Below are 26,798 nucleotides of genomic sequence, written 5' to 3'. Positions count from 1 at the left end.
TCCTAGCTCGCGTAGGCGCTGTTCTCATGCACGTAGTCGTGCGTGAGGTCGTTGGTCCAGATGGTGGCCTGCGCCTCGCCGACCTGCAGGTCGACGAGGACGTGCACGGCGCGCGGCTCGAGGTCGACCTCATCGCGCGAACGGTCGGGCCGTCCCTCGGAGCAGACGCGGACGCCGTTCATCGAGACGTCGACGTTGTAGGGGTCGAAGGTGGCGCTCGTGGTTCCGATGGCGGCCAGCACGCGGCCCCAGTTGGGATCGTTGCCGAAGATCGCCGCCTTGAACAGGTTGTTGCGTGCGACGGAACGCCCCACCTCGACGGCGTCGAGTTCACTCACGGCCCCGACGACCTCGATGGCGATGTCGTGGCTCGCGCCCTCGGCATCCGACTGCAACTGCAGGGCGAGATCGCGGCAGACCTCGGTGAGCGCTGCGGTGAACTCCTCGACGTCGGGCGTGATGCCCGAAGCACCCGAGGCGAGCAGCGACACCTGGTCGTTGGTCGACATGCAGCCGTCGGAGTCGAGGCGATCGAACGTCACGCGGGTGGCGGAGCGGAGCGACGCGTCGAGGGCGGATGCCGTGAGGTCGGCATCCGTCGTGATGACGACGAGCATCGTGGCGAGGCCCGGCGCGAGCATGCCGGCACCCTTGGCGATGCCGCCGAGGCTCCAGCCGTCGCGCTGCACGACCGTGGCCTTGGGGTGGGAGTCCGTCGTCATGATGGCCCGCGCCGCGTCGGCTCCCCCGTCGACGCTCAGCGCCGAGGCGGCCGTCATCACGCCGGCCGCCAGGAGCTCGCCGTCGAGCTGGTCGCCGATGAGACCCGTGGAGCAGACGAGCACGTCGCCGGCCGAGACGTCGAGAGCCTCGGCCACGGCCTCGGCCGTGCGGTGCGTGACCTGGAAGCCCTGCGGACCCGTGAAGCAGTTGGCGCCGCCCGAGTTCAGCACGATGGCGCTCGCGACGCCGTCGACGATGACCTGCTGCGACCAGAGGATGGGATTGGCCTTCGCGCGGTTGCTGGTGAACACGACGGCCGCCTGCTGCGACGGCCCGCGGTTGACGATCAGGGCGAGGTCGGGGGCACCGGAGGTCTTGATGCCTGCAGCGATTCCGGATGCCTCGAAGCCGAGGGGGGCTGTGACTGTCACGGTGCGACTCCGTTCACGGGGAGACCAGTGGTCTCCGGAAGGCCGAGGGCGATGTTCGCCGACTGGATGGCGGCACCGGCGGTGCCCTTGACGAGGTTGTCGACGGCGGTCGTGACGACCACGCGGCGCGCGGCCTCGTCGATCTCCAGGCCGATGAGGGCCGTGTTCGCGCCCTGCACGTCGGCCGTGCGCGGCTGCTCGCCCTCGGGCAGGAGCTGCACGAAGGACTCTCCGGCGTAGGCCGTCTCCCAGGCGCGACGGATGCCGGCGGCATCCGTGCCCGGAATGATGCGCGCCGTGCTGACGGCGAGGATTCCCCGGGACATCGGCACCAGGACCGGGGTGAAGGAGATGGTGGGGGCCGTCGCCCCGGCGGCCCGGAGAGCCTGCTGGATCTCGGGGATGTGCCGGTGGCTTCCCCCGACGGCGTAGGGGCTGGCCGACCCGAGGATCTCGCTCGCGAGGAGGTTCACCTTGAGGCTCTTGCCGGCGCCCGACGGGCCGACGGCGAGCACCGAGACCAGGTCCTGCTCCTCGATGACTCCGGCGAGGATGCCCGGGGCCAGCGAGAGCGCGACGGTGCTGGCGTTGCAGCCCGGCGCTGCGATGCGCCGGGAGGAGGCGAGGTCTGCGCGCTGGTCGCCCGTCGCGCGCGGGAGCTCGGGGACGCCGTAGGTCCAAGCGCCGTAGTGGTCGCCGCCGTAGAACGCGGCCCAGTCGGTCGCACTCTCGAGCCTGTGATCGGCGCCGCAGTCGATGACGAGAGTCTGGGGTGAGAGCCGCTCCGTCACCTCGCCGGACTTGCCGTGCGGGAGGGCGAGGAACACGACGTCGTGTCCGGCGAGGACCTCCGCGGTCGTCGGCTGCAGCACCAGATCGCCGTAGCTGCGCAGATGCGGCTGGGCGGAGACCAGCTTCTGGCCGGCGTTCTGGTGCGCGGTGACAGTGCGCACCTCGAGGTCGGGATGCGAGGCGAGCAGGCGCAGCAGTTCGCCACCTGCATAGCCGGATGCGCCGGAGACGGCGACCGAGAACGTCATGATTCCACCTTAGGGTCGAGAGCTGTCGAGGCTGATGCGGCGACGCTCACGACGAACGGCTGAACCGTCGGTGCAAGGTCGCCTAGAGTCGGCGCTCGACCCGGCGTCGGGGCAGCACGGAACCCACGCGCGCGATGCGCGAGACTGTGGGCTGTGCGGTGGGCATGGAGTGACCCTATCGGTCGCCGACACAATCCTGCAAATGACGCAAGATAATGGCGCACATGCCCGACTGAGACGACTGAACGCGCGATGCCTCGTCTTCTCGCCTGCCAGTCCTGCGCTACGGAAACTGCGCCGCGCCTCCAGAATCTCGGGAGCGCGGCGCAGTTCCTACAGCGCGGGAGCAGGATCAGTCGCGGAGGTGCGCTCCGTGCAGTTCGGTCGCGCGAGCCGCACCGGCGAGCTTGGCTTCCGAGGCCTCGGCCGCCGTGAGCGTGCGGTCGGCGGCGCGGAAACGCAGCGCGAACGTGAGGCTCTTCGTGCCGTCGGGCAGCCCGGCTCCGCGGTAGTCGTCGACGAGTCTGACGTCTTCGAGGAGTTCCCCAGCGCCTTCGACGATGGCGGCGCGCACCGCGCCCGCCGCGACGTCGGTCGCCACCACGAGCGAGAGGTCCTGCGTCGCCGCGGGCTTGGTCGGCACGGGGCGGGCGAGGATCTCGGACCTGCCGAGGCGGATGAGCGCGTCGAGGTCGAGCTCGACCGCCGCGACTGTGCGGGGAAGGTCTGCGGATGCCGCGAGGTCGGGCAGCAGTTCACCCGCGAAGCCGACGGTCTCACCGGCCGCGGCGATGCGCGCGGTACGGCCGGGATGGAACGCCGGGTGGGCGCCCTGCTCGACGACGAGCTCGACGTCGAGGGCCGTGCCGAGACGCTGCGCGACGCCGATCGCGTCCTGCCAGTCCCAGGCGACGGGAGCCTGGCCGGGCTGGCGCACGATGGCGTTGCCGAGAAGGAGGGCTGCGACGTTCCGCGGCTGGCGCGGGATGCCCGCATCGAGGTCGGCGAGGACAGCCGCATCGGGCCGGGCGTTGCCGACGGGCAGAGTGGCACTGCCGAAGGTGCCGGATGCCGTCGGCAGGGTGACCAGCCCGGTCTCGAAGATCGCGAGGTCGGTGATGCCGCGCGACAGGTTGCGGTGCGCGATCTCCGCGAGGCCCGGCAGGAGCGAGGTGCGCAGCAGCGGCCGAGCCCCGTCGAGCGGGTTCGCCACACGGACGGGCTGGGCGACCTCGCCCTCGAGGCCCGAGAAGGCGGCCGCATCCGTCGGGCTGACGAACGGGTAGGCCAGGACCTCGGTGAGGCCGCTGCCCGCGAGCACGTTCGTGGTGATGCGACGCAGGCGCTGGGCGCGGGTGAGACCCCGGCCGGGAGGAGCGACGGGAAGCACGGCGGGGATGCGATCGTACCCGTTGATACGGGCGACCTCCTCGGCGAGGTCGGCCTTGCCCACGATGTCGGGGCGCCAGCTCGGCGGCGTGACGGCGAGTCCGCCGTCGGCCTGCTCGACCTGCGCTCCGATCTCGATGAGCACCGAGCGGATCTCGTCGTCGGTGTAGTCGACACCGATGAGGCCGGAGACGAATCCGTCGGGCAGGAACACCGACGGGCGAGGCTCCGCCTGGCCCGTGCTGGTCGCTGCATCCTCGACGGTGCCGCCGGCCAGCTCGGCGAGGAGCTGGGCTGCACGCGCCGCTGCGGCCTCGGCGACCGCCGGGTCGACTCCGCGCTCGAAGCGCTTGGACGCCTCGCTCGGCAGCTTGTGGCGTCGAGCACTGCGGGCGATCGACACGGGGTCGAAGTTCGCGGCCTCGATGAGCACGTTCACCGTGTCGCTGCCGATCTCGGTGCGGGCTCCTCCCATGACGCCGGCCAGGCCGATGGGTCCGGCTCCGTCGGTGATGAGCAGGTCCTCGACGGAGAGCGTGCGCTCCTTCTCGTCGAGGGTCACGATGCTCTCCCCGGCACGGGCGCGGCGCACGACGATGCCGTCGACGAGGGTGTCGAGGTCGTAGCCGTGCAGCGGCTGGCCGAGTTCGAGCATCACGTAGTTGGTGATGTCGACGACGAGGGAGATGGAACGGATGCCGGCGAGCTTCAGCCGCGCGATCATCCACGCCGGAGTGCGGCGGGTCGGGTCGACGCCGCGCACGACGCGGGTGACGAAGATCGACGCACCGATGCGACCGCGCACGGGAGCGTCGTCGGCGATGGTGACGGGGAAGGCGCTCGATCCGCTGCCGGCTCCGGCGAGCGCCGGGTCGCGGAAGGCGGCGCCGGTGGCGTGGGCGTACTCGCGGGCGACGCCGCGGATGGAGAAGGCGTAGCCGCGGTCGGGGGTGACGTTGATCTCCACGGCCGCATCATCCAGGGACAGCAGGCTGATCGCATCCGTTCCCACTGCGGGATCGAGATCGAGTTCGGCCAGTCGCAGGATGCCGTCGTGCTCCTCGCCGAGGCCGAGTTCGCGCGCCGAGGCGATCATGCCGTCGGAGACGTGGCCGTAGGTCTTGCGGGCGGCGATGGGGAACGGTCCGGGCAGCACGGAACCGGGCAGCGTCACGACGACCTTGTCGCCGACGAAGAAGTTGCCCGCACCGCAGACGATGCCGTGCACGGCGTCTCCGCCGTCCGCCGCGGTCTCGCCGTCGGGGGCGACGCGCACCTGGCACCAGCGGATGGTCTTGCCATTGGACTGCGGTTCCTCGACGAACTCGAGCACCTCGCCCACGACGATGGGACCGCTCAGCTCGAAGTCGTGCACGTCCTCCTCTTCGAAGCCGACGCGCACGAGAGCCTCGTGCAACGACCCTGTCGTCGTACCGGGAACGAGGTCGACGTACTCCGCCAACCAGCTCAGGGGAACTCTCACGACTAGACCACCATTCCGAACTGCTGGCTGAACCGCACATCGCCCTCGACGATGTCGCGCATGTCCTCGACGTCGTTGCGGAACATGAGCGCGCGCTCGATGCCCATGCCGAACGCGAAGCCCGAGTAGACCTCGGGGTCGATGCCCGCGGCCTTCAGCACATTGGGGTTGATCATTCCGCAGCCGCCCCACTCGATCCATCGGGCTCCGCCGACGAAGGTGGGGTGCCAGACGTCGAGCTCGGCCGACGGCTCGGTGAACGGGAAGTAGTTCGGACGCAGGCGGATCTTGGCGCCGTCACCGAACAGCGTGCGGGCGAAGTGCTCGAGGGTGCCGCGCAGGTGAGCCATGGTGAGGCCCTTGTCGACGGCGAGGCCCTCGAACTGCGTGAACACCGGGGTGTGCGTCGCGTCGAGCTCGTCGGTGCGGAACACGCGACCCGGGGCGAGCACGTAGATCGGAACCTCGCGCTCGAGCATGGTGCGCACCTGCACGGGACTGGTGTGGGTGCGCAGCACGAGGTGCGCCTCGGGCGGGTCGATGAAGAAGGTGTCCTGCATCGCACGCGCCGGGTGGTCTGCGTCGAAGTTGAGGGCGTCGAAGTTGAACCACTCGCTCTCGAGCTCCGGCCCCTCGGCGATCTCCCAGCCCATCCCGACGAAGACGTCGATGACCTGGTCCTGCAGGAGGGAGAGCGGATGCCGCGCACCTGCGGACTGGCGCACCGCGGCGGCGGTCACGTCGACACGTTCGGCCTCGAGGCGCGCAGCGGCCTCGGCCTCGACGATGGCGGACTCGCGAGCGGCGAAGGCCTGGTTCACGCGGCCGCGGGCCTGACCGACGAGCTTGCCGAGGGCGGCCTTCTGGTCGTTGGGAACGCTCCGCAGCAGGCCGTTCAGGCGCGCGAGCGGGGAGGACTCCCCCGTGTGCTCGGTGCGGACTGTCTTGAGGGCTGCGGAGTCGGATGCTGCCGCGATGGCCGCGAGAGCCGCCTCGACGGCGGCGCCGACGCTCGCCTCGGTGATTTCGGTGGGTTCAGACACGAGGCACAAGTTTACCGGCGCGACGCGGGGTGCGGGGAACGCGGCGGCATCCGCCCGCTATTGAGGTCGTTCGGATGTTCGGGCCAGTGCGCTGGCTTGAGCCATCAGCACGGCCTGATCGAGGTCCGGCGGCGGCCCAGCGCGCTTGCCTCTGCGGGTACCCCCGCTCGCCGTCCGTCGTGACAGCCAGCGGGCGAACCACGACAGGCTCAGGTTCATGATCAGGTAGATCACGAGCGTGACGGCGAAGAGCGAGAACAGGTACCTGTTGCCGTAGAAGCTGGCGAGGTTGTTCATCGTCGTGCGGATGAGCTCGTTGTAGCCGACGATGTAGCCGAGCGAGGTGTCCTTCAGCAGGACGACGAGCTGGGCCACGATGATCGGCAGCATCTGTCGGAAGGCCTGCGGGAACTCGACCAGCATGCGCGATTGAAGCGGCCGCATGCCCAGGCTGAGGCCCGCCTCGCGCTGACCACGCGGCAGGGACGCGAGGCCGGCGCGCAACGCCTCGCCTATGAGCGCGCCGTTGTAGAGGATGAGCGCGATGACGACGGCCCAGAAGGCGCCGGTCGAAGCCACCAACAGGATGAAGAGCATCATCAGCAGCACGGGCATGCCGCGGAAGAACTCCAGCACGATCGTCGTCGGGATGCGTATCCAGGCTGTGGCCGCGCTCCGGAGCAGGGCGAAGACGACGCCGAGGGCGACGGCGCCGACAGCGGCCACCCCTGCAGCCTGCAGGGTGGCGAGCGTGCCACGCCAGATCGCACCCCACAGCTGGGGATCCGAGTAGATGTCCCAGCGACTCGGGTCGAACATGCCGGGAACCGTGATGCCGCCGGACTCCCGGGGAGCGGCGAGGATGCTGACCACCCACGCGACGGCCGCCAGAAGGACGAGGCCGCCGATGATCGACAGGATCAGGGACACCCGGCGCCCTCGGGGACCTTGGGCGTCGAAGAGTACGTTCGATCCGCTCATCGCTGCACCATGACCCTGCGCTCGACGTGGGCGGCGAGGATGCCCAACGGGATGGTGATGATCAGGTAGAAGGTCGCGACGCCCAGGAGCACGGCGATGACCCTGTCGCCGTTGCCGTTGGCCAACTCCTTGCCGACGGTGAAGAGCTCGGCCACGAAGAAGCCGCCGGCCACGGAGGTGTTCTTGGTGAGAGCGATGAAGACGTTGATGAGCGGCGGGATCGTCATGCGGAAAGCCTGAGGGAGGATGACGAGACCGACGCTCTGTCCGAAGTTGAGGCCGAGGCTGCGCGCGGCTTCGGCCTGCCCGATCGGCACACCGTTGATGCCCGACCGCAGCGCCTCCGCGACGAAAGGGGAGGTGTAGACGCTGAGTCCGATCGCCGCGAACACGAGGTAGGAGAAGTCGGCACCGAGGTACGGGAGGATGATCGCGCAGAAGAACAGCACCAGAGTGAGCGGGGTGTTGCGCACGAGCTCGGTGTACACGGTCGCGAAGCCGCGGAGCGTGGTGATGGGCGAGATGCGCATCGCAGCGATGATCGTTCCGATGATCAGGGCCGCGATGCCCGAGACCGCCAGCAACAGGAGGGTGAGTCGGAAGCCGGCGAGGTATCGCGGCAGGTTCTCGATGACGACGTCCATGTCGGGGCCTCCCTCCTTTCGTTCAGTGTCGCGCGGGTGGACCGGTCACCGGCCCACCCGCGCGCGGGATTCACTCAGTAGCGGTCGACTGCAGGCGGGTCGACGAACGGAAGCACCGTCCCGGCGGTGGACTCCCACGCCGCCTCATAGGTGCCGTCCTCATAGGACTCCTCCAACGTGTCGTTGATGAAGTTCCGGAAGTCCGTGTCGTCCTTGGCGAGGCCGATGCCGTACGGCTCCTCGGTGAACGGCTCGCCGACCACCTTGAACTCGCCCTCGTTCTGGGCTGCGAGGCCCGCGAGGATGACGTTGTCGGTGGAGACGGCCACGACCTTGCCGGAGCGGAGCGGCTCGAGGCAGTTGGTGTACGTGTCGGTGAGCACCGGCTCGGCGCCGATCTCGGCGAGCTTCGCCGCCGGGGTCGACCCGGTCACAGAGCAGACGGGCTGGCCCACGAGGTCGTCCTCGCTCTTGATGTCGTCATTGTCGGCGAGAGTCAGGATGGACTGACCGGCCAGGTAGTAGGGCCCGGCGAAGGAGATGACCTCCTTGCGCTTGTCGTTGATCGTGTACGTCGCCACGACGAGGTCGACCTGGCCGTTCTCGATGAACGGCTCGCGGTTGGCCGAGACGGTCTCGGTCCACTTGATCTTGTCCGGCGCGATTCCGAGCTTGGCGGCGATGATCTTGCCGATCTCGACGTCGAAGCCCTCGGGCGTTCCGTCGGGGCCGACGAGGCCGAACAGCGGCTGGTCGAACTTGGTGCCGATGGTGATGGTGCCGGCCTCCGACAGCTTCTCCATGGTGGATCCGGCCGCGAAGGTCGGTGCCGCCTCCGGCGTGACTTCGGCCTCGGATCCGCCGCCTCCGGCGCATCCGGCGAGGGCCAGTGCACTCGCTGCGGCAATCGCGACGAGCGACAGTCGTCTTGTGATTCTCATCTTCATCCTCTTCTCTGTGCTGTGATCTGCGTTCGATCGGGGGGTGTCGGTGGGCATCGTGCCGCTTCAGTGCTCCAGGATCTTCGAGAGGAAGTCCTGGGCCCGCTCCGACGTCGGATTGGTGAAGAACTGCTCGGGCGTCGCCTCTTCGACGATCTCGCCGTCGGCCATGAACAGCACGCGGTCGGCCGCTTTGCGCGCGAAGCCCATCTCGTGGGTGACGACGATCATGGTCATGCCGTCTTTCGCGAGGCCGACCATCACGTCGAGGACCTCGTTGATCATCTCGGGATCGAGCGCGCTCGTCGGCTCGTCGAGCAGGATGAGCTTGGGGTTCATGGCCAGCGACCTGGCGATGGCGACGCGCTGCTGCTGTCCCCCGGAGAGTTGTGCCGGCATCTTCTGTGCCTGGTTGGCCACTCCCACGCGTTCGAGCAGCTCCATCGCCTTCTCGATCGCCTGGCGCTTCGGGACCTTCTTGACCTTGATCGGTGCGAGGGTGACGTTCTCGAGCACGGACTTGTGGGCGAAGAGGTTGAACGACTGGAACACCATGCCGACGTCGGCCCGGAGACGAGCCAGATCCGCTCCCTCTTCCGGCAGCTTCACACCGTCGATCGAGATGGTTCCGCTGTCGATGGTCTCGAGTCGGTTGATGGCTCGGCACAGGGTGGATTTCCCGGACCCGCTGGGGCCGATGACCACGACGACCTCGCCGCGGTTGACCGTCGTGTTGATGTTCTTCAGCACGTGCAGATCGCCGAAGTGCTTGTCGACGTCTGAGACGACGACGAGTGGCTCACCTCGACGCACACTGATGTTCGATGTGGCCGGTGCCGCTTCGTTGTCCGCCATGTACCCCACTTTAGGGGGCGGGCCATGGGGGGCATGAACGAAAGCGCCGGTCGGTTACGTGATCGTAACCGGGGCGTGACGCGTCAGGACCGGTGAGCGAAGGCGGATTCGTAGAGGCAGACGGATGCGGCGGTCGCGAGATTCATCGACTCGGCACTGCCGTAGATGGGAACCGAGACGGCCCGATCGGCCAGGGCCAGCTTGTCGTCGGGCAGTCCCCGCGCCTCGTTGCCGAACAACCAGGCCGTCGGAGCGTCGAGGAGGCCCTCGTTGCGAGCGGCCAGCAGGTCGTCACCCTTGATGTCGGCCGCGAGGATCTGGAGGCCGGCGGCTCGAGCGCGGTCGCGCACGTCCTCGAACTCGACGTCGACGGCGATCGGCAGGTGGAAGATCGACCCTGTCGACGAACGCACGACCTTGGGGTTGTAGAGGTCGACGCTGCGCCCCGTGAAGATGACGGCATCGGCACCCGCGGCATCCGCTGCCCGCACGATCGTTCCGGCGTTGCCCGGATCGCGCACCTCCTCGAGGATGGCGATGAGACGCGGCTCCGACGCGAAGATGTCCTTCACGGAGGTGGGGAACTGGCGGCAGACGGCGATGAAGCCCTGCGGGGTGACGGTGTCGCTCATGGCCTCGAGCACCTGCTCGGTCACGTACTCGACCTCGATGTCGGCGTCTTCAGCGGCCTGCGCGATGTCGTCGTAGCGCTCGAGGGCGGTCGGCGTGGCGAAGAGATCGACCACGAGCTCGGGCTTGAACGTGAGGGCCTCGGCGACGGCCTGCGGACCCTCGAGGAGGAAGAGCCCGCTGTCGACGCGCGCGGGCTTCTTGGCGAGCTTGGCGACAGCGCGGACACGGGGCGAGCGCGGGTTCTCAAGCATGGGACCGAGTCTACCGATGGGATGCGAACGGCCCCGTCACCGGACGAGGTGACGGGGCCGTTCGAGGAAACGCTGAGCTGCTGGCGACTAGCGCGCGACCGGCGCGTTGACGTCGGCGGGGAGAGCCTTGCGGGCGGTCTCGACCAGAGCGGCGAAGGTGGCGGGCTCGTTCACGGCGAGGTCCGCGAGGATGCGACGGTCGACACCGACACCCGCGAGGCCGAGGCCCTGGATGAGACGGTTGTACGTGAGGCCGTTCGCACGCGAAGCCGCGTTGATGCGCTGGATCCACAGGCGACGGAAGTCACCCTTGCGGGCGCGACGGTCGGCGTAGCTGTAGACGAGCGAGTGGGTGACCTGCTCCTTGGCCTTGCGGTACAGGCGCGAACGCTGGCCGCGGTAACCCTGGGCGCGCTCGAGGATGACCCGACGCTTCTTGTGGGCGTTGACCGCCCGCTTTACTCTTGCCATTTCTCTGTCTTCCTAACGTGTTGCGCGGCTCAGCGGCCGAGAAGCTTCTTGATGACCTTGGCGTCGGCCGGGGCCAGCACCTGGTCCTGGTTGAGGCGGCCCTTGCGCTTCGAGGCCTTCACCTCGAGGTTGTGACGCATGCCGGCCTGCTGCTTCATGATCTTGCCGCTGCCGGTCACCTTGAAGCGCTTCTTGGACCCGGAGTGGGTCTTCTGCTTAGGCATTGTTTTCCTCCTGCTTGGATGCCGCCTTGGTGGCGGCCTTGTGTGCGTTGGCCTCGGCCTTTGCCTCTGACTTGTTCTTCAGAGGGCCGATGACCATGACCATGTTGCGACCGTCGATCATCGGGGTCGATTCGACAGAACCGAACTCCGCCACATCTTCGGCGAATCTCTGGAGAAGACGCACGCCCTGGTCGGGACGGGACTGCTCACGGCCGCGGAACAGGATCATGGCTTTGACCTTGTCGCCGGCCTTGAGGAAGCCCACTGCGCGCTTCATCTTGGTTTCGTAGTCGTGCTTGTCGATCTTCAGACGGAAACGAACCTCTTTGAGGATCGTGTTCGCCTGATTGCGTCGGGCCTCTTTGGCCTTCTGCGCCGCTTCGTACTTGAACTTGCCGTAGTCCATGATCTTGGCGACAGGCGGCTTGGAGTTGGGAGCAACCTCCACGAGATCGAGGTCGGCTTCCTGCGCAAGACGCAGTGCTGCCTCGATCTTGACGATGCCGACCTGCTCACCAGCTGGTCCCACGAGGCGGACCTCGGGAACGCGGATGCGGTCGTTTGTACGGGGATCGGTGATGCGAGTCTCCTCTAATCGTGCTTCAACGCTGTCGCGCGACGGGATGCCGCACGGCATCGAGAGGGGAAATCCACATAGTCCTCGCGTGATTTCACAACACGCAGTACTACGGCACCCTGCCTACTTCCCCATCGTGAGACGAGGAAGCGGAGTGCAATCAACCCGGTAACCTAGTGAAGCGGTCAAGCGCGGGTGGGAGAATCTCCACTTTCGTTTCCGACCAGAAATGGCCGGAAGCCTGCATCAGTCTAGCAGAGGATTTCAGTGAGTCACAGTTCAGAGCACGTCAGCCCCTACGACGACGCCGAGGACGCCTCCATCGGCGCCACCCGCGATATCGCGGAGGTGCCGGCCGTCGAGGTCATCACGACAGCCGCGGTGCACCTGATGAGTGCGGCCGCCGTCAAGTGCGGCCTGGCCGACGATCCCGAGTCGCAGATGGACCTCGACGAGGCACGCAAGCTCATCACGGCCCTCGCCGGCCTCATCACGGCGGGCGCCCCCGAGATCAGCGACATGCACGCACGGAGCCTCCGCGACGGACTGCGCTCGCTCCAGCTCGCCTTCCGTGAGGCGTCGAGCATCCCCGACCCCATCGGCAAGGGCCCCGGCGAGAAGTGGACCGGGCCGGTCAACTAGTACGCGACGTCTTCGCCGGGCTCGCGGGTCTCGGTACGCGTCTTCGCTGCGCTCAGGCGCTACTCGACCAGCGGAGTGAAGCCTCAGCGAACGGCTAACTCTGACAGCGGGGGCACCACCAGGTCTCGCGCTGCTCGAGCTCTGTACGACCGAGCTGACCGTGCTGGATGCGGGTCCCGCAGCGCCGGCACGGCTTGCCGCCGCGCCCGTACACCCAGAGGCGCTGGCCGTTGCGGTCGACCCCCGTGGTCGTGCGCGCGGTTCTCTCGGCGTTGGCCGTGATGAGGCGATGGGCGAGCGCGACGATGCCTGCGGCATCCGGAACCTCGTTCATCGGTCGCTGGGGGCGGATGCCGCGCAGGAAGCACAGCTCGTTCACGAACACGTTGCCCAGTCCCGCCAGGTTGCGTTGGTCGGCGAGCGCGACGGCGAGAGGAACGTCGGGCTTCGCCACGAGGTTGGCGACGGCGGCCTCGGCTGCCTCGGCGTTCCAGTCGGGGCCGAGCAGGTCGGGCCCGAGGTGGCCGACCACCGTGTGCTCCTCGACGGTGGGAACGACCTCGAGAACGCCGAGCTCGAATCCCACGGCCACCCACTCGGCTGTCTCGAGGATGATGCGGGCCTGGAACGCCGGACGCTGCCACGGCGTTCCGTGCCGGTAGAGGTGCCAGGCACCCTCCATCTTGAGGTGCGAGTGCACCGTGAGGTCGCCGGCGTGCAGCAGCAGGTGCTTGCCGCGGGCGACGACGTCGTCGACAGTGCGACCGGTGAGGTCGACGGTGGCGAAGGCCGGCACCCGGATGTCGCTCACGGTGATGATCTCGCCGGCGAGCGCCGCGTTCAGGGACCGGGCCGTGCGGAAGACGGTGTCACCCTCGGGCATGCTCGCCGACCGCCGCTCAGACCCGCGCGCTGAGGCGGAGCCCGCGCGGAGTCTCGCTGAAGCCGGCGCCGCGCAGGGCGAGCCCGGCCGGGGCGCCGAGTACGAAGAGGCCGTTGACCGTCTCGACGGCGAGCTTGCGCATCCCTCCGCGTGACACGGCGGCGGCGAGCGAGGCCGCGGCGGCGGCCAGCACGGCCTCGTCGTCGGTGAAGGCCAGCATGGTCTTGCCCCCGCGCTCGACGTAGAGGGCGATGGTGCCGTCGACGAGGACGACGAGGGCACCGGCCTTCCTGGCCGGGCGGTGAGTCGTTCCCTCGGGCAGGGCCGGCCAGGCCAGGGCAGCGCCGAACGGGTTGGCCGGGTCTGTCGCGGCGAGGGTGAAGGCGACGGGAGCCGAAGGTGTCGAGCCGTCATCGCGATCGACATGGCTGCGGAGCCGGTCGACCGCCCCGGGAGCCGCGAACTGCGCGGCCCCCAGCTTGTCGACGAAATAGCCGCGGCGACTGCGCCCGGACTCCTCGAACTCGCGCAGGGTGCGATAGACCAGGGCGAATCCGCCGATGACGCCCTCGGCGACGGCCGCGCCTCGGGTGACGACGCCGTAGCGCTCGAGCAGGGTCTCGCCGAGCGCGTGCGCCCGGCGGGTGGCCGAGCTGTCGGGCAGCGGCAGGATCGACCAGCGCCCGGCGACGGTGGGCGGACCTCCCCGGCTCGGCATCTTCGCGCGCGGCAACGCGCGACCGCGGTGCATCCGAGCGCGGGGGGCCGCCCGTTGCGGCTTGTGGGCGCTGTGACCGCCGGCCACGAGGGCGCGCACGGGGGCGAAGGTGTCGTTGGTCACGAGACCCGACCAGGCGAGGTCCCAGAGTGCGTCGACGAGGGCCGAGTCGTCTTCGGAGCCCACGGCATCGGAGAGCTGGCGGAAGAAGAACGCTCCCCCGGAGCCGAGACTGGCGAGGACCTCCCGCTGCAGGGGCGTCGTCTCGGCCTCGAGCGAGATGGGCAGGGTGAGGGCAGCGGTGTCGGCGAGGTGGAGGCTGATCCAGCCGTCATCGCCGGCGAGCGCGCCGGAGCCGCACCAGACCACCTCGCCCGTCGCCATGAGCTCGTCGAGCATGGCCGGACTGTAGTCGGACACGCGGGCCGGGAGCACGAGCGATTCCCATGCCGAGGCCGGCAGGCGGGCGCCCTCGAGCTGTTCGATGACGGATGCCACTCCGTCGAGTCCGCGGAGCCTTCCGCCGACGTGCTGCCAGACCGGGAGGAACCGGGCGAGAGCACGCTGCTCGACGGGCTCGATCTCGTGCCGGAGGGCGGCGAGCGAGCGACGGCGGAGTCGGCGCAGCACCTCGGCATCGCACCATTCCGCGGACGTTCCGTTGGGGCGGAACTCCCCCTCGACCAGGCGGCGCGCCTCGACCAGCCGGCGGAGCGCAGAGCGCGCGACGGCCGTGCCGATTCCGAGCCGCTCGGCCACCTCCTCGGTGGCGAATGGTCCGTGCGTGCGCGCGTAGCGGCTGATCAGGTCGCCGAGGGGATCGGCGACGGCCTCGAGGTAGGCCTCGGGCACCCCGACCTGGATGGGGACGCCCAGTGCATCGCGCAGCCGGCCGACGTCTTCGATGGCGGCGAGCCGATCGGTGCCGGCCACCGCCGTGCGGATGATGCGCTTGGCGCGGAGCAGCTCGTCGACGTGCTCGGCCACATCGGGCAGGGTCTCCGCCGTGACGCGCGCACTGATCTCCTCGACCGACAGCGCCCCGAGCCCGCGCAGCAGATCGGCGATGCCCTCGAGGCCCTTGGCCCGACGATCGGGAGCGAGGCGCTGGAGCTCACGCTCGGTGTCGTCGATGACGGCCGGATCGAGGAGCTCGCGCAGTTCGACCCGGCCGAGGAGTTCCGCCAGCAGGGTCGAGTCGATGGCGAGCGCCGCCGCCCGCCGCTCGGCGAGCGGGCTGTCGCCCTCGTACATGAACGCGCCGACGTAGCCGAACAGCAGGGTGCTCGCGAACGGGCTCGGGGAATCGGTCGTCGTCTCGACCAGACGGATGCCACGCGAGCCGATCTCGCGCGCGAGCGACAGCAGCGACGGCAGGTCGTACACGTCTTGGAGGCACTCGCGCAGCGTCTCGAGGATGATCGGGAACGTCGGGAAGGTGCGTGCGACGTCGAGCAGCTGCGCTGACTTCTGGCGCTGCTGCCAGAGCGGCGACCGCGTGCCGGGCCTGTAGTGCGGCAGGAGCAGCGCGCGGGCAGCGCACTCGCGGAAGCGGGAGGCGAACAGCGCCGATCCGCCGACCTCGTCGGTGACGAGCTGCTCGAGCTCGTCGGCCTCGAAGACGAAGAGCTCCGCTCCGGGTGGTTCAACCCCGGTGTCGGGAATGCGCACGATGATGCCGTCGTCGCTGGCGATGGAGGCGCCGTCGATGCCGTGACGCTCGCGCACCCGTGCGCTCACGGCGAGAGCCCACGGGGCGTGCACGTTCATGCCGTACGGGGAATGCAGGATGACGCGCCAGTCGCCGAGCTCGTCGCGCACGCGCTCGACGACCAGGGTGCGGTCGGTCGGCACCTGGCCCGTGGCCGCACGCTGGTCGGTGAGGAAAGCGATGAGGTTGGTCGCGGCCCGATCGTCGAGTCCGCCCGCACGGATGCGGCTTCTGGCGTCGGCATCCGTCGCAGAGGAGACGTCGCGCATGAACTCGCCGAGGGCCCGCCCCAGCTCGGCGGGTCGGCCCAGCGAGTCGCCCTTCCAGAACGGGAGCCGCCCCGGCTGACCGAATGCCGGCGTGACGTTCACGCGGTCGTGGGTGATCTCCTGGATGCGCCAGCTGGTGGCGCCGAGCGCGAACACGTCGCCGACGCGCGACTCGTAGACCATCTCCTCGTCGAGTTCGCCGACGCGACGGCCCGTGAGCTCATCGCCGCCGACGAGGAAGACGCCGAACATGCCGCGGTCGGGGATGGTGCCGCCGCTCGTGACGGCGAGGCGCTGGGCGCCGGGACGCCCCGTGAGCACGCCCGCCTCGCGGTCCCAGACGATGCGCGGCCGCAGTTCGGCGAACTGGTCGGACGGGTAGCGCCCGGCGAGGAGGTCGAGGGTGGCCTCGTAGGCGGACCGCGGCAGCGCCGAGAACGGCGCACTGCGGCGCACGATGTCGAACCAGCCGTCGACGCCCAACTGGTCGAGGGCGACGGCGGCCACGGTCTGCTGGGCGAGGATGTCGAGCGGATTGGCCGGGATGTGCAGCGTCTCGATGGCGCCGGCGAGCATGCGCTCGGCCGTGACGGCGGCGTGCACGAGGTCGGCGCGGTGCTTGGGGAAGATGACGCCGCGAGAGACCTCTCCCACCTGGTGTCCGGCGCGACCGACGCGTTGCAGGCCGCTCGCGACCGACGGCGGCGACTCGACCTGCACGACGAGGTCGACGGCGCCCATGTCGATGCCGAGCTCGAGGCTCGAGGTGGCGACGACGCAGCGCAGGCGACCCGACTTCAGGTCGTCCTCGATCTCGGCGCGCTGCTCCTTGCTCACCGAGCCGTGGTGCGCCCGCGCGAGCAGCGGCTCTGCGCCCTGCATCTGTCCGGCCTGGCCCATGAGGGCTGCTGGAGGGGCGGCATCCGTCGACGCGGATTCACCCGTGCGCTCGGCGTAGATCTCATTGAGCCGAGCCGTGAGCCGCTCGGCCAGGCGACGCGAGTTCGCGAAGACGATCGACGAGCGGTTCTCGAGCACACGGTCGACGATCGCCTCTTCGACGTGCGGCCAGATGGACCCCGTCTGCGGAGTGGCGCTCGAGGTCGCGCCCTCGCGCTCGGGGGCCGGCGGCAGGTCGGCCATGTCGTCGACGGGGACGACGACGCGCAGGTCGAAGCGCTTCTCCGATGCCGGAGCGACGATCTCGACGGGCGCGCTCGCACAGAGGAACCGGGCCACCTCCTCGGGCGGCCGCACTGTGGCGGAGAGCCCGATGCGCTGAGCCGGCTTCTCGAGGAGCTCGTCGAGCCTCTCGAGCGAGACCGCCAGGTGAGCGCCGCGCTTGGTTCCGGCGACGGCGTGGATCTCGTCGACGATGACGGTCTCGACGGTGCGCAGGGTGTCGCGCGCGGCCGAGGTGAGCATGAGGAACAGCGATTCCGGCGTGGTGATGAGGATGTCTGGCGGCGACTTCTGCAGGGTGCGGCGATCGGATGCCGGGGTGTCACCCGAGCGCACGCCGACGCTGACGTGCGGTGGCTCGATGCCCAGCCTGTCGGCGACACGGGCGATGCCGACCAGAGGTGCCCGCAGGTTGCGTTCGACGTCGACGCCGAGCGCCTTGAGCGGAGAGATGTAGAGCACGCGCGTGCCCGGCTCGTCGTCGGCCGCCTTCGCGTGCAGGGCGTCGAGCGATGACAGGAAGGCGGCGAGGGTCTTGCCGGAACCCGTCGGCGCGACGACCAGGGCATGGGAGCCGCGACCGATCGCGTCCCAGGCGCCGGACTGAGCGAGGGTGGGCGCACTGAAGGCCTCGTCGAACCACGTACGCGTGGCGGGCGAGAACCTGTCGAGGGCGGAACCCATGGTCCTATCCTGCCGTGACCCACCGACACATCGGATGGCCTCGCCATCGCGGGGCGCTCAGGGTATCGTGCGGCCCGTCAGCGCTGCGGGCCGGCAATACGGGTCAGCGCTGCGGGTCAGCGCGATGCGACCAACCGGACCTTCAGGGAGTCGACGGCCGTCGCGATGTGGTCGTCGGCTGCCCAGCGCTGCGCGAGTCGGCCGAGGATCGTGTCGAGCTCGCCACTGTCGAGCCCGTCGACGAGTTCGAGTTCGACGACGAGCTCCGGCCCGGCCAGGCGGGAGTGCGGGTCGCCCGAGGCGAGCCTGATCCCGAGGACCGCGAGCTCGCTCCCGATCGTGCGCTCGAACGCCGCGGCCACCAGGGGCGACTCGAAGCTCGGCGTCCACGGCTGGCTCTGCGCGACGGCCCAGAGAGCCGGGCGACGGATGGCGAACTCGGTCTCCGACGTCGGGTCGAGAACGACGAGCTCGGTGTCCTCGCTGGCGGCAGCGAGGGCGACGCGCACGCCGTCGGCCGGCACCGGACGCGCCGAGGGGTTCCACGCGGCCATGGCGGTCACCGAGCTGAACACGGGGAGCACGTTGCGGCCGTCGGGCCCCGCAACGGTGACGATGGCCAGCTCCTGGCTCTTGTCGACGGTGTGACCGTGCTCGTTCACCCCGGCCTCCCCGAGCTGGGCGACGAGCGGGATGAGCAGACGGGAGTCCCGCACGGCGTCGATCACCTCGGCCTGCCCGAGCTCGCGGGCCCGGAACCGTCGTAGCGCCTCGATCAGGCGCGGCGGCGCACTGCCGTCATCGGCCGAGCTCGTGTTCGGCTCGAACGAACGACCGGCCCACGGCTGGCCTGCGGAGTCGGCGATGTGGGCGGGAAGCGACGCGGCGGACTCGGGGAGCGACGGATGCCGCTCCTCGGGCCGGTCAGTCGGCTGCGACATCCAGCGCCTCGGCCAGGGTGAACGCGCCGGCGTACAGGGCCTTGCCCACGATGGCTCCCTCGAGTCCGAGCGGCACCAGATCGCGCAGGGCCTGGATGTCGTCGAGGCTGGAGATCCCGCCGGACGCGACGACGGGTCGCTCGGTCTTCTCCATCACGAGCTTGAGCAGTTCGATGTTCGGACCCTGCAGGGTGCCGTCCTTGGTGACGTCGGTCACGACGTACCGCGCGCAGCCGGCCTCCTCGAGGCGGTCCAGCACCTCCCAGAGGTCGCCGCCCTCGCGGGTCCAGCCGCGGGCGGCCAGAGTGGTGCCGCGCACGTCGAGACCCACGGCGATGGCCTCGCCGTACTTCGAGATGACGTTCGCCGCCCACTCGGGGTTCTCGAGGGCGGCCGTGCCGAGATTGATGCGCTTGGCGCCGCTGTCGAGGGCTGCCTCGAGGGAACGATCGTCGCGGATGCCGCCCGAGAGCTCGACGTTGATGCCGTGCATCTGCTTCATCACGCGGCGCAGCACGTCGAGGTTGTCGCCCCGGCCGAAGGCTGCGTCGAGGTCGACGAGGTGGATCCACTCGGCTCCCTGCGACACCCAGTCCTCGGCGGCCTGCACGGGGTCGCCGTAGTTGGTCTCGGTGCCGGCCTCGCCCTGGGTCAGGCGGACGGCCTTGCCATCGGCGACGTCGACGGCGGGAAGCAGCACCAAGCCGGGCGTGGAGTGGAAGTCGCTCATGTGATCCTCGGTTCCTTGCGGCGTACGGCCGCGCGTTGATAGTACGCCCGGGTGGGCGAAGGGGTCGGCGGGCGGAGCTCAGTCGCGAAGCGACCCGATCCAGTTGCGGAGCAGACGGATGCCGGCCTCGCCCGACTTCTCGGGGTGGAACTGGGTGGCGGCTAGCGGGCCGTTCTCGACCGCTGCGAGGAAGCGGCCGCCGTGTTCGGCCCAGGTGACCTGCGGCTGCGGGAACGGGGGGATCACGTCGAGCGTCCAGGCCTGAGCTGCGTAGGAGTGCACGAAGTAGAACCTCTCGTCGCGGATGCCGTCGAACAGCACCGACCCCTCGGCGGCGTCGACCGTGTTCCAACCCATGTGCGGCAGCACGGGGGCGTCGAGCTGGGTGACGACGCCGGGCCACTCCCCCAGCCCCTCGCGATCGACACCGCGCTCGATACCGCGTTCGAACAGCACCTGCATGCCGACGCAGATGCCGAGCACCTTGCGACCGCCGGCGAGCCGGCGATCGATGAGTTCGTCACCGCGCACGGCTTTCAGGGCATCCATCACGGCCGAGTACGCACCGACACCGGGAACGAGGAGGCCGTCGGCATCCATCACGGCCCGGCGATCGTGGGTGATCTCGACCTCGGCCCCGGCGAGCTCCACGGCCTTCGCGGCCGAGTGCACATTGCCCGAGCCGTAGTCGAGGACGACGACCTTCGTCACAGGGCTCCCTTGGTGGATGGGATGCCGACGACACCGGCATCGAAGGCCTTGGCCTGGCGGAAGGCGCGCGCGAACGCCTTGAACTCCGCCTCGGCGATGTGGTGCGGGTCGCGGCCGCGCACCAGTTCGAGGTGGACGGTGAGGCCCGCGGCGAAGGTGATCGCCTCGAAGAAGTGGCGCACCATCGATCCGGTGAAGTGCCCGCCGATGAGGTGGAACTCGAAGCCCGCCGGCTCGCCGACGTGCACGAGGTACGGGCGGCCCGAGATGTCGACGACGGCCTGCGCGAGCGACTCGTCGAGGGGAACGAGGGCGTCGCCGTAGCGGGCGATTCCCCGCTTGTCTCCGAGGGCTTCCCGGATGGCCTGGCCGAGCACGATCCCCGTGTCCTCGACGGTGTGGTGCACGTCGATGTCGGTGTCGCCGCTGGCGCGCACGGTGATGTCGGTGAGCGAGTGCTTGGCGAAGGCCGTGAGCATGTGGTTGAAGAACGGAACCGTCGTCTCGATGTCGCTCGTGCCCGTTCCGTCGAGGTTCACGGACAGGTCGATTCTCGATTCGCTCGTCGCGCGCTCGACACGGGCCGTGCGGGGGGTGGTCTCACTCATGCTCAGATCCTATTCGGCGCGTGGTCGGCGATGGCCTCGAGGAAGGTCGTGGTCTCGGCCTCTGTGCCTGCGCTCACCCGCAGGGTGTGCGGGATGCCGACATCGCGCACGAGGATGCCGCGGGCCAGCAGCGCCTCGAAAACGGCGTTCGGGTCGTCGACCCCGCCGAACAGCACGAAGTTGCTCGAACTGCGGAAGGCCTGGAAGCCGAGTTCGCCGAGCCTGACGACGATGCGGTCGCGTTGGACCCGGATGTCGTCGACCATGGCCAGCAGCTCCGGGGCGTGCGCAACGGCGGCCGACGCCGCTGCCTGCGTGAGCGCGGACAGGTGGTACGGGAGCCGCACCAGGCGGAGTGCATCCGTCACAGCGGGATCGGCGGCGAGATATCCCAACCGCACCCCCGCGTAGGCGAACGCCTTGCTCATGGTGCGCGAGACGAGCAGGCGCGGCCGGCCCTCGAGCAGGGTGAGGGCGCTGTCCTCACCGTCGTGCGCGAATTCGGCGTAGGCCTCGTCGACGAGCACGATGCCGTCGGTGGCGTCGTACACGGCCGCGATGGTCTCGAGCGAGAGCGGGGTGCCCGTCGGGTTGTTGGGCGAGCAGAGGAAGACGATGTCGGGCTCGTACTTCCGTACCGCAGCAGCGGCGCTCTCGGGCGAGAGCTCGAAGTCGGCGTCCCGCGTCGCGCCGATCCAGGCGGTGCCGGTGCCGGAGGCGAGCAACGGGTACATCGAGTAGGTGGGGACGAAGCCGAGCAACGTGCGTCCCGGACCACCGAAGGCCTGCAGGACGTGCTGCAGCACCTCGTTCGAGCCGTTCGCCGCCCAGATCTCGTCGCGGGTCAGCCCGTGGCCGAGGTAGCCGGCGAGAGCGTCGCGAAGAGCGGTGAACTCGCGATCGGGATAGCGGTTGACGCCCGGGATGACCTCGCCGATGGCCGCGAGGATGTCGGTGGCCACGGCATCCGGAATGGGATGCGTGTTCTCGTTGACGTTGAGGGCGACCGGCACGACCTTCTGCGGGGCGCCGTACGGGGTGCGCCCTCTCAGGTCGTCGCGGAGGGGGAGCTCATCGAGAGTCGTCACTCCAACAATCGTACCGGCGGCGTCGGCAGTGTTACGAAGTCGGCGCCCGCGGTCAGGACTGGGCGGGGAATCAGTACTGGGCGATGATGGCGAAGCTGGGCTCGTCTCAACGCCTCTCGATATCGGTGCTTCGCTCAGTACTGGGCGGGGATGGCGAGGCGCTGTCCGGGCTCGATCTCGGTGCTGTCGAGCTGGTTGAGACTGACGATGTCGGCGATGACGTCGCGGGGATCGGCCGTGGGCGCCAGGGTCTCGGCGAGCTGCCAGAGCGACTGCCCGGACTCGACCGTGACGTAGGCGAAGGACTGCCCGGCCTGCTCGCCACCGGCGGCGGCGATGCCGCCATTGAGCGCGAACACGAAGGCGCCGACCACGATCGGCAGGGCCGCGAGAGTGGTGAGAACGGCGCGGCCACGGCGGGTGAGGTGCAACCGGGTGCGGACGACAGGCAGCGCGGCGGGAGCGGCGGTGGTGTAGGCGTACGTGCTCATGGAGTCCTCCAGATGGTTTTCGCATCTGGCCCTCGGCCGGGAGGGCCAGATGCGAAGCTGTGTTCCGAATATATCTTCGAGTCTTCGAATACTCAAGCATTGTCTTCGTATGTGGAGAGAATTTCTTTCTCGACACACTCGAACAGATGTTTGTCGCAGGCCATCCACCCGGATACAGTTCGAATGGCTGGTTGTAAGGCAATCAGCACCCACCGACACTCGTCGGCCGGAGGTTCGATCCGTGAAGAGAAGAAGGTGAGCGCAGTGGCCAACGACACAGAGTCGTCGAAGGACCGCGGGGCATCGGAGCGCGGTGGAACCCGCCGGCGCAAGAGTCTCAGCGCCAAGCAGCTCTCGATCCTCGAGGTCATCCAGCGGTCGGTGAGCCAGCGGGGCTACCCGCCGAGCATGCGCGAGATCGGCGACGCCGTCGGCCTGTCGTCACTGTCGAGCGTCACGCACCAGCTCAACCAGCTCGAGCTCAGCGGATACCTCCGGCGCGACCCGAACCGCCCCCGTGCGCTCGAGGTGCTCATCGAGGTGCCGTCGACGGAGTCGAACCCGGCACCCGACGACGGGTACGCTTCTCCCGCCCCGATGGGCGACGCCGCCATGGTTCCCATGGTCGGGCGCATCGCCGCCGGCATCCCCATCACGGCCGAGCAGCAGATCGAGGAGGTGTTCCCGCTCCCCCGCCAGCTGGTCGGAAAGGGCGAGCTGTTCATCCTCAAGGTCGTCGGAGACTCCATGATCGAGGCCGCCATCTGCGACGGCGACTGGGTGGTCGTGCGTCAGCAGAACACGGCCGAGAACGGTGAGATCGTGGCGGCCATGCTCGACAGCGAGGCGACGGTCAAGGTCTTCCGCCAGCGCGACGGACACACCTGGCTGCTGCCGCGCAACTCCGCCTACGAGCCCATCGTCGGCGATCACGCCGAGGTGCTCGGCAAGGTCGTGGCGGTTCTCCGCTCGGTGTAGGGCGTTTCCGACGCGGACTTCGTCCGTCCCTCAACGAACGGCACAGGCCCACCTCCCGCGGGAGGTGGGCCTGTCGCATCCGTTCGCTAGACGGGACTGACGACGGATGCCCGCACGCCGCGAGTGGCCTCGAGCATGTTGCGGAGCGACGCCACGGTCTCGTCGTAGCCGCGCGTCTTGAGCCCGCAGTCGGGGTTGATCCAGAGCTGGCGCTCCGGGATGCCGTCGAGTGCGCGCTCGATGAGCTCCGTCAGCTCGGTGACGCTCGGAACCCGGGGAGAGTGGATGTCGTACACCCCCGGTCCAATGCCGTGGTCGAAGCCGCTCGCCTCGAGGTCGACGACCACCTCCATGCGGCTGCGCGCGGCTTCGATGCTGGTCACGTCGGCGTCGAGACCGCGGATGGCGTCGATGATCGCCCCGAACTCCGAGTAGCAGAGGTGGGTGTGGATCTGCGTGGCGGCGCCGACGCCGGCGGTCGCGAGCCTGAACGACCCGACGGACCAGTCGAGGTAGTCGGCCTGGCGGTCCCGCTCGAGCGGCAGCAGTTCGCGCAGGGCAGGTTCGTCGACCTGGACGATGGCGATGCCCGCTGCCTCGAGATCGGCGATCTCGTCGCGGAGGGCGAGGGCCACCTGGCGGGCTGTGTCGCCCAGCGGCTGGTCGTCTCGAACGAACGACCACGCCAGGATCGTGACGGGGCCGGTGAGCATCCCCTTCACCGGCTTCGGCGTGAGCGACTGCGTGTAGGCCGACCACTCGACCGTGATGGGCTTCGGCCGGGAGACGTCGCCCCAGAGGATCGACGGGCGGGTGCAGCGCGAACCGTAGGACTGCACCCAGCCGTGCTCGGTGACGTCGAAGCCGTCGAGGTTCTCGGCGAAGTACTGCACCATGTCGTTGCGCTCCGGCTCGCCGTGCACGAGCACGTCGAGCCCGATCTCCTCCTGCACCGCGACGACGCGGGCGATCTCGCCGCGCATCTCGGCCACGTAGTCGGCCTCGCTCAGCTCGCCGCGGCCGAGCGCGGCCCGGGCTCGGCGGATCTCGCCGGTCTGCGGGAACGAACCGATCGTCGTCGTCGGCAGCGGGGGCAGGTCGAGGGCCTCCTGCTGCGCGGCGACCCGCACCTCGTAGTCGTCACGTGCGAAGTCGGCGTCGGACAGCACTGCGGCGCGAGCGCGCACGGCGCCATCACGCACCCCGGGAGCGGAGAGGCGTTGGGCGAGGGCGACGGATGCCGCATCCAGCGCGTCCGCTATGGCGGGGCGGCCGTCGACCAGGCCGGCGGCCAGCGTGGCGACCTGCTCGACCTTCTGGTCGGCGAAGGCGAGCCACCCGCGGAGGTGGCCGAGCTTCGTCTCGTCGTCGACGTCGTGGGGAACGTGCTGCAGCGAGGTGGACGTCGACACCGCCACGGACGGCGAGAGTTCGAGGGCCGCCGCAGCACTCTCGAAAGCGCCGGCGAGGTCGCCGCGCCAGATGTTGTGGCCGTCGACCACGCCCGCGACGATGGTCTTGCCCGCGAGCCCGGTGCGAGTGGCATCCGTCAGTCCGGTCGGCAGCGACCCGCGCACGAGGTCGAATCCGATCGCCTCGACGGCGGATGTCGCCAGCACGTCGACGGCGTCACCGAGGCTGCCGTACGGTGCTGCGACGAAGATGGCCGGCCGCGACGTCTGTGCTCCGAGCACCTCGTAGGCCCGCGCGAGAGCGTCGAGCTGTGTCGCGCGCGCCACGGGAATGGACTCGTTGACCAGCCCAGGCTCATCGAGCTGCACCCAGTCCGCTCCGGCGGCCGCCAGCCGCTGCAGGAGTTCGCCATAGACGGGGAGCAGGTCGGCCAGCCGGCTGATCGGCTGGAAGCCGGCCGGAGCTTCCGTGGCCGCCTTCGACAGCAGCAGGAAGGTGACGGGGCCGACGAGGACGGGGCGGGTGATGAAACCGGCGTCCCTCGCCTCGATGAACTGGCGCACGATGCTCTCGCTCGCGAGCGAGAAGGCCGTATCGGGGCCGATCTCGGGCACGAGGTAGTGGTAGTTGGTGTCGAACCACTTCGTCATCTCGAGCGGGGCGCGGTCTCCCTCGCCCCGGGCGAGCGTGAAGTAGCCGGCGAGGTCGATGGCACCGTCGGCATCGACGAGGTCGGAGAAGCGCGTGGGGATGGCGCCGACGGCCACGGCGGCATCCAGAACCTGGTCGTAGAACGAGAACGACTCGGGGATGGCCGAGTCGGCGCGTCCGAGCCCGAGCTGAGCGAGTCGCTCACGCGTGGCCGAGCGCAGGGCTGCTGCGGCGGCCTCGAGCTCAACGGCGTCGATGCGCCCGGCCCAGAACGCCTCGACGGCCTTCTTGAGCTCGCGACGGCGACCGATGCGCGGGTAGCCGAGGATGGTGCCGGTCGGGAAGGCTGGCGTCGTCATGCGTTCTCCTTGATGGGTCCGTGTGCTGCGCGCGGAAGGCGGTCGAGGCGCTCGAGGACGTCGAGCACCGGGGTGTGCTTGTTGTGGGTGTACAGGTGAAGACCGGGCGCACCCTCCGCGATGACCTCCGCCGCGAGCTCCGAGAAGAAGGTGGTCGCGATCTCGCTGCGCCCCTCCTCGGTCGGCTCGATCTCGAGGGCGATGAGCAGCTCGTCGGGCGCGTCCTCCTCGGTGAGCTGGGCGATGCGCCGCAGGCGCGGAGCGCTCGACGCCGGCATGATCCCGGGAAGGATGTCGATGCTCACGCCGCCCGCCCTGGCGCGCTCGACGAAGGCGAGGTAGTCGTCCGCCCGGTAGAACAACTGCGTGATGGCGAGGTTCGCCCCCGACGCCTGCTTGGCCAGCAGCGCGTCGATCTCCTGCTGCGGACCGCGTGAGGTCGCGTGACCGTTGGGGAAGGCTGCGACGGCGACCCGCTCGGGGCGGGGGCGGGCGCGCAGCCGGGTGCCGCCCGGGGTCCCGCGCACGGCCTCCTGGGCGAAGGGTTCGCGTTCCTGCTGCACCCGGTGGATGAGCTGCACGAGCTCGGCGGCGCTCTGCAGATCGCCGACGGAGAGCGGGGTGCCGTCGAGAGGAGGATCGCCGCGGAGGGCCAGGAAGCTCGTGATGCCGGCGTCGAGGAACTGCCGCACCAGCCTGTTGGCCTCGGCGGCCGAGGATCCGACGCAGGTGAGGTGTGCCATCGGCTGCACGCTCGTGTTCTCGAGGATGTAGCTGAGCACTGTGAGCGAGCGGTCGCGGGTCGACCCACCGGCGCCGAAGGTCACCGAGATGAACGCCGGGTCGACCTCGGTGAGCCTGTCGATCGTACGGCCGAGGGCGATGGCCGCGGCATCCGTTCGCGGCGGATACAGCTCGAACGAGACCGGCAGACGCGTCGCGCCGTCGGTGGGGGGAAGTTCGATAGCCATGCTGCCTCACGAAGGGATCTTCCTTCGGCGAGCGGATGCGCATCGAAGGTGAATCGGATCTGTCGCGGGCGGGTGCCGGGCT

At 69.4% G+C, this 26,798-nt stretch carries 24 protein-coding genes; 2 read left to right on the top strand and 22 right to left on the bottom strand.

Annotation, left to right across the window (positions count from 1 at the left end; all coding sequences use genetic code 11):
• Positions 1–2: 2 nt before the first annotated feature.
• From argJ to infC, 12 genes are all read right to left on the bottom strand, one after another.
• Entirely contained in the window at positions 3–1,154 is a 1,152-nt protein-coding gene (gene argJ / locus E4M00_RS13315; RefSeq protein ID WP_135120974.1) for a bifunctional glutamate N-acetyltransferase/amino-acid acetyltransferase ArgJ, read from the bottom strand.
• On the bottom strand, positions 1,151–2,194 hold the full coding sequence (gene argC, locus E4M00_RS13310) for an N-acetyl-gamma-glutamyl-phosphate reductase (protein ID WP_135120973.1): 1,044 nt from the start codon (positions 2,192–2,194) through the stop codon (positions 1,151–1,153). Before argC ends, argJ begins: the two co-directional genes overlap by 4 nt.
• Positions 2,195–2,546: 352 nt before the next feature.
• Positions 2,547–5,066, bottom strand: coding sequence for a phenylalanine--tRNA ligase subunit beta (gene pheT / locus E4M00_RS13305; protein ID WP_135120972.1), 2,520 nt, complete (start codon positions 5,064–5,066; stop codon positions 2,547–2,549).
• Between the two features lie 2 nt (positions 5,067–5,068).
• Positions 5,069–6,109, bottom strand: coding sequence for a phenylalanine--tRNA ligase subunit alpha (pheS, locus tag E4M00_RS13300; RefSeq protein ID WP_056168036.1), 1,041 nt, complete (start codon positions 6,107–6,109; stop codon positions 5,069–5,071).
• Positions 6,110–6,166: 57 nt separating this feature from the next.
• Positions 6,167–7,090: an amino acid ABC transporter permease gene (locus tag E4M00_RS13295; RefSeq protein ID WP_135120971.1), complete on the bottom strand. Its 924-nt coding sequence runs from the start codon at positions 7,088–7,090 to the stop codon at positions 6,167–6,169.
• Positions 7,087–7,734: an amino acid ABC transporter permease gene (locus tag E4M00_RS13290; protein WP_135120970.1), complete on the bottom strand. Its 648-nt coding sequence runs from the start codon at positions 7,732–7,734 to the stop codon at positions 7,087–7,089. Before E4M00_RS13290 ends, E4M00_RS13295 begins: the two co-directional genes overlap by 4 nt.
• Positions 7,735–7,808: 74 nt before the next feature.
• A complete protein-coding gene (locus E4M00_RS13285) occupies positions 7,809–8,675 on the bottom strand; it encodes a glutamate ABC transporter substrate-binding protein (RefSeq protein WP_135120969.1) in 867 nt (288 codons plus the stop codon).
• A 66-nt stretch (positions 8,676–8,741) separates the two neighbouring features.
• On the bottom strand, positions 8,742–9,530 hold the full coding sequence (locus tag E4M00_RS13280; protein WP_056168045.1) for an amino acid ABC transporter ATP-binding protein: 789 nt from the start codon (positions 9,528–9,530) through the stop codon (positions 8,742–8,744).
• Positions 9,531–9,613: 83 nt separating this feature from the next.
• Positions 9,614–10,414 (bottom strand): TrmH family RNA methyltransferase, encoded by an 801-nt coding sequence (locus E4M00_RS13275; protein WP_135120968.1) that lies wholly within the window; start codon positions 10,412–10,414, stop codon positions 9,614–9,616.
• Positions 10,415–10,501: 87 nt separating this feature from the next.
• Complete coding sequence (rplT, locus tag E4M00_RS13270) at positions 10,502–10,885, bottom strand: 50S ribosomal protein L20 (protein ID WP_055825341.1); 384 nt, start codon at positions 10,883–10,885, stop codon at positions 10,502–10,504.
• Positions 10,886–10,914: 29 nt separating this feature from the next.
• The gene (rpmI, locus tag E4M00_RS13265) at positions 10,915–11,109 is read right to left on the bottom strand and encodes a 50S ribosomal protein L35 (protein WP_055825339.1); all 195 of its coding nucleotides are present in this window, start codon (positions 11,107–11,109) and stop codon (positions 10,915–10,917) included.
• Positions 11,102–11,746: a translation initiation factor IF-3 gene (infC, locus tag E4M00_RS13260; protein ID WP_082468220.1), complete on the bottom strand. Its 645-nt coding sequence runs from the start codon at positions 11,744–11,746 to the stop codon at positions 11,102–11,104. The genes rpmI and infC overlap by 8 nt, the downstream gene beginning before the upstream one ends.
• A 207-nt stretch (positions 11,747–11,953) precedes the next feature.
• On the opposite strand from infC, the gene E4M00_RS13255 reads away from it, so the two are divergent.
• Positions 11,954–12,328 (top strand): DUF1844 domain-containing protein, encoded by a 375-nt coding sequence (locus tag E4M00_RS13255; protein ID WP_135120967.1) that lies wholly within the window; start codon positions 11,954–11,956, stop codon positions 12,326–12,328.
• Between the two features lie 94 nt (positions 12,329–12,422).
• Here E4M00_RS13255 and E4M00_RS13250 read toward each other — a convergent pair whose 3' ends face one another.
• From E4M00_RS13250 to E4M00_RS13215, 8 genes are all read right to left on the bottom strand, one after another.
• Entirely contained in the window at positions 12,423–13,211 is a 789-nt protein-coding gene (locus E4M00_RS13250) for a DNA-formamidopyrimidine glycosylase family protein (protein ID WP_135120966.1), read from the bottom strand.
• A 16-nt stretch (positions 13,212–13,227) separates the two neighbouring features.
• Entirely contained in the window at positions 13,228–17,775 is a 4,548-nt protein-coding gene (locus tag E4M00_RS13245; RefSeq protein WP_135120965.1) for an ATP-dependent helicase, read from the bottom strand.
• A gap of 116 nt (positions 17,776–17,891) precedes the next feature.
• A complete protein-coding gene (locus E4M00_RS13240; RefSeq protein ID WP_135120964.1) occupies positions 17,892–18,716 on the bottom strand; it encodes an SseB family protein in 825 nt (274 codons plus the stop codon).
• Positions 18,700–19,446 carry a bifunctional 1-(5-phosphoribosyl)-5-((5-phosphoribosylamino)methylideneamino)imidazole-4-carboxamide isomerase/phosphoribosylanthranilate isomerase PriA gene (gene priA / locus E4M00_RS13235; RefSeq protein WP_135120963.1) on the bottom strand — a complete coding sequence of 249 codons (747 nt, stop codon included), beginning with the start codon at positions 19,444–19,446 and terminating at the stop codon, positions 18,700–18,702. The genes E4M00_RS13240 and priA overlap by 17 nt, the downstream gene beginning before the upstream one ends.
• A 78-nt stretch (positions 19,447–19,524) precedes the next feature.
• Entirely contained in the window at positions 19,525–20,157 is a 633-nt protein-coding gene (hisH, locus tag E4M00_RS13230) for an imidazole glycerol phosphate synthase subunit HisH (RefSeq protein WP_056168068.1), read from the bottom strand.
• The gene (hisB, locus tag E4M00_RS13225; protein WP_135120962.1) at positions 20,154–20,765 is read right to left on the bottom strand and encodes an imidazoleglycerol-phosphate dehydratase HisB; all 612 of its coding nucleotides are present in this window, start codon (positions 20,763–20,765) and stop codon (positions 20,154–20,156) included. The genes hisH and hisB overlap by 4 nt, the downstream gene beginning before the upstream one ends.
• Before the next feature lie 2 nt (positions 20,766–20,767).
• Complete coding sequence (locus E4M00_RS13220; protein ID WP_135120961.1) at positions 20,768–21,853, bottom strand: histidinol-phosphate transaminase; 1,086 nt, start codon at positions 21,851–21,853, stop codon at positions 20,768–20,770.
• Between the two features lie 134 nt (positions 21,854–21,987).
• Positions 21,988–22,344 (bottom strand): LysM peptidoglycan-binding domain-containing protein, encoded by a 357-nt coding sequence (locus E4M00_RS13215; protein WP_135120960.1) that lies wholly within the window; start codon positions 22,342–22,344, stop codon positions 21,988–21,990.
• 264 nt (positions 22,345–22,608) lie between these two features.
• Here E4M00_RS13215 and lexA point away from each other — a divergent pair, with 264 nt between their 5' ends.
• Positions 22,609–23,322, top strand: coding sequence for a transcriptional repressor LexA (lexA, locus tag E4M00_RS13210; RefSeq protein WP_240037106.1), 714 nt, complete (start codon positions 22,609–22,611; stop codon positions 23,320–23,322).
• Positions 23,323–23,408: 86 nt separating this feature from the next.
• Here lexA and metE read toward each other — a convergent pair whose 3' ends face one another.
• Both metE and E4M00_RS13200 read right to left on the bottom strand, forming a co-directional pair.
• Entirely contained in the window at positions 23,409–25,745 is a 2,337-nt protein-coding gene (gene metE, locus E4M00_RS13205; RefSeq protein ID WP_135120958.1) for a 5-methyltetrahydropteroyltriglutamate--homocysteine S-methyltransferase, read from the bottom strand.
• The gene (locus E4M00_RS13200; protein ID WP_135120957.1) at positions 25,742–26,716 is read right to left on the bottom strand and encodes a methylenetetrahydrofolate reductase; all 975 of its coding nucleotides are present in this window, start codon (positions 26,714–26,716) and stop codon (positions 25,742–25,744) included. Before E4M00_RS13200 ends, metE begins: the two co-directional genes overlap by 4 nt.
• Between the last annotated feature and the right edge of the window lie 82 nt (positions 26,717–26,798).

Source organism: Orlajensenia leifsoniae (genome assembly GCF_004570845.1).
Taxonomy (GTDB): Bacteria; Actinomycetota; Actinomycetes; order Actinomycetales; family Microbacteriaceae; genus Orlajensenia; species Orlajensenia leifsoniae.
The sequence above is the reverse complement of the archived record's forward strand: the minus strand, read 5'-3'. Positions and strand labels throughout refer to the sequence as shown.

What these genes read in the sequence shown, in the direction of transcription:
- E4M00_RS13295 (WP_135120971.1), bottom strand. Translation starts at nt 7,090, where the DNA reads ATGAGCGGATCGAACGTACTCTTCGACGCCCAAGGTCCCCGAGGGCGC.
- rplT (WP_055825341.1), bottom strand. Translation starts at nt 10,885, where the DNA reads ATGGCAAGAGTAAAGCGGGCGGTCAACGCCCACAAGAAGCGTCGGGTC.
- rpmI (WP_055825339.1), bottom strand. Translation starts at nt 11,109, where the DNA reads ATGCCTAAGCAGAAGACCCACTCCGGGTCCAAGAAGCGCTTCAAGGTG.
- E4M00_RS13240 (WP_135120964.1), bottom strand. Translation starts at nt 18,716, where the DNA reads ATGTCGCAGCCGACTGACCGGCCCGAGGAGCGGCATCCGTCGCTCCCC.
- E4M00_RS13275 (WP_135120968.1), bottom strand. Translation starts at nt 10,414, where the DNA reads ATGCTTGAGAACCCGCGCTCGCCCCGTGTCCGCGCTGTCGCCAAGCTC.
- infC (WP_082468220.1), bottom strand. Translation starts at nt 11,746, where the DNA reads ATGCCGTGCGGCATCCCGTCGCGCGACAGCGTTGAAGCACGATTAGAG.
- E4M00_RS13285 (WP_135120969.1), bottom strand. Translation starts at nt 8,675, where the DNA reads ATGAGAATCACAAGACGACTGTCGCTCGTCGCGATTGCCGCAGCGAGT.
- E4M00_RS13290 (WP_135120970.1), bottom strand. Translation starts at nt 7,734, where the DNA reads ATGGACGTCGTCATCGAGAACCTGCCGCGATACCTCGCCGGCTTCCGA.
- E4M00_RS13200 (WP_135120957.1), bottom strand. Translation starts at nt 26,716, where the DNA reads ATGGCTATCGAACTTCCCCCCACCGACGGCGCGACGCGTCTGCCGGTC.
- hisB (WP_135120962.1), bottom strand. Translation starts at nt 20,765, where the DNA reads ATGAGTGAGACCACCCCCCGCACGGCCCGTGTCGAGCGCGCGACGAGC.
- E4M00_RS13280 (WP_056168045.1), bottom strand. Translation starts at nt 9,530, where the DNA reads ATGGCGGACAACGAAGCGGCACCGGCCACATCGAACATCAGTGTGCGT.
- E4M00_RS13250 (WP_135120966.1), bottom strand. Translation starts at nt 13,211, where the DNA reads ATGCCCGAGGGTGACACCGTCTTCCGCACGGCCCGGTCCCTGAACGCG.
- metE (WP_135120958.1), bottom strand. Translation starts at nt 25,745, where the DNA reads ATGACGACGCCAGCCTTCCCGACCGGCACCATCCTCGGCTACCCGCGC.
- E4M00_RS13245 (WP_135120965.1), bottom strand. Translation starts at nt 17,775, where the DNA reads ATGGGTTCCGCCCTCGACAGGTTCTCGCCCGCCACGCGTACGTGGTTC.
- argC (WP_135120973.1), bottom strand. Translation starts at nt 2,194, where the DNA reads ATGACGTTCTCGGTCGCCGTCTCCGGCGCATCCGGCTATGCAGGTGGC.
- E4M00_RS13215 (WP_135120960.1), bottom strand. Translation starts at nt 22,344, where the DNA reads ATGAGCACGTACGCCTACACCACCGCCGCTCCCGCCGCGCTGCCTGTC.
- priA (WP_135120963.1), bottom strand. Translation starts at nt 19,446, where the DNA reads ATGAGCGACTTCCACTCCACGCCCGGCTTGGTGCTGCTTCCCGCCGTC.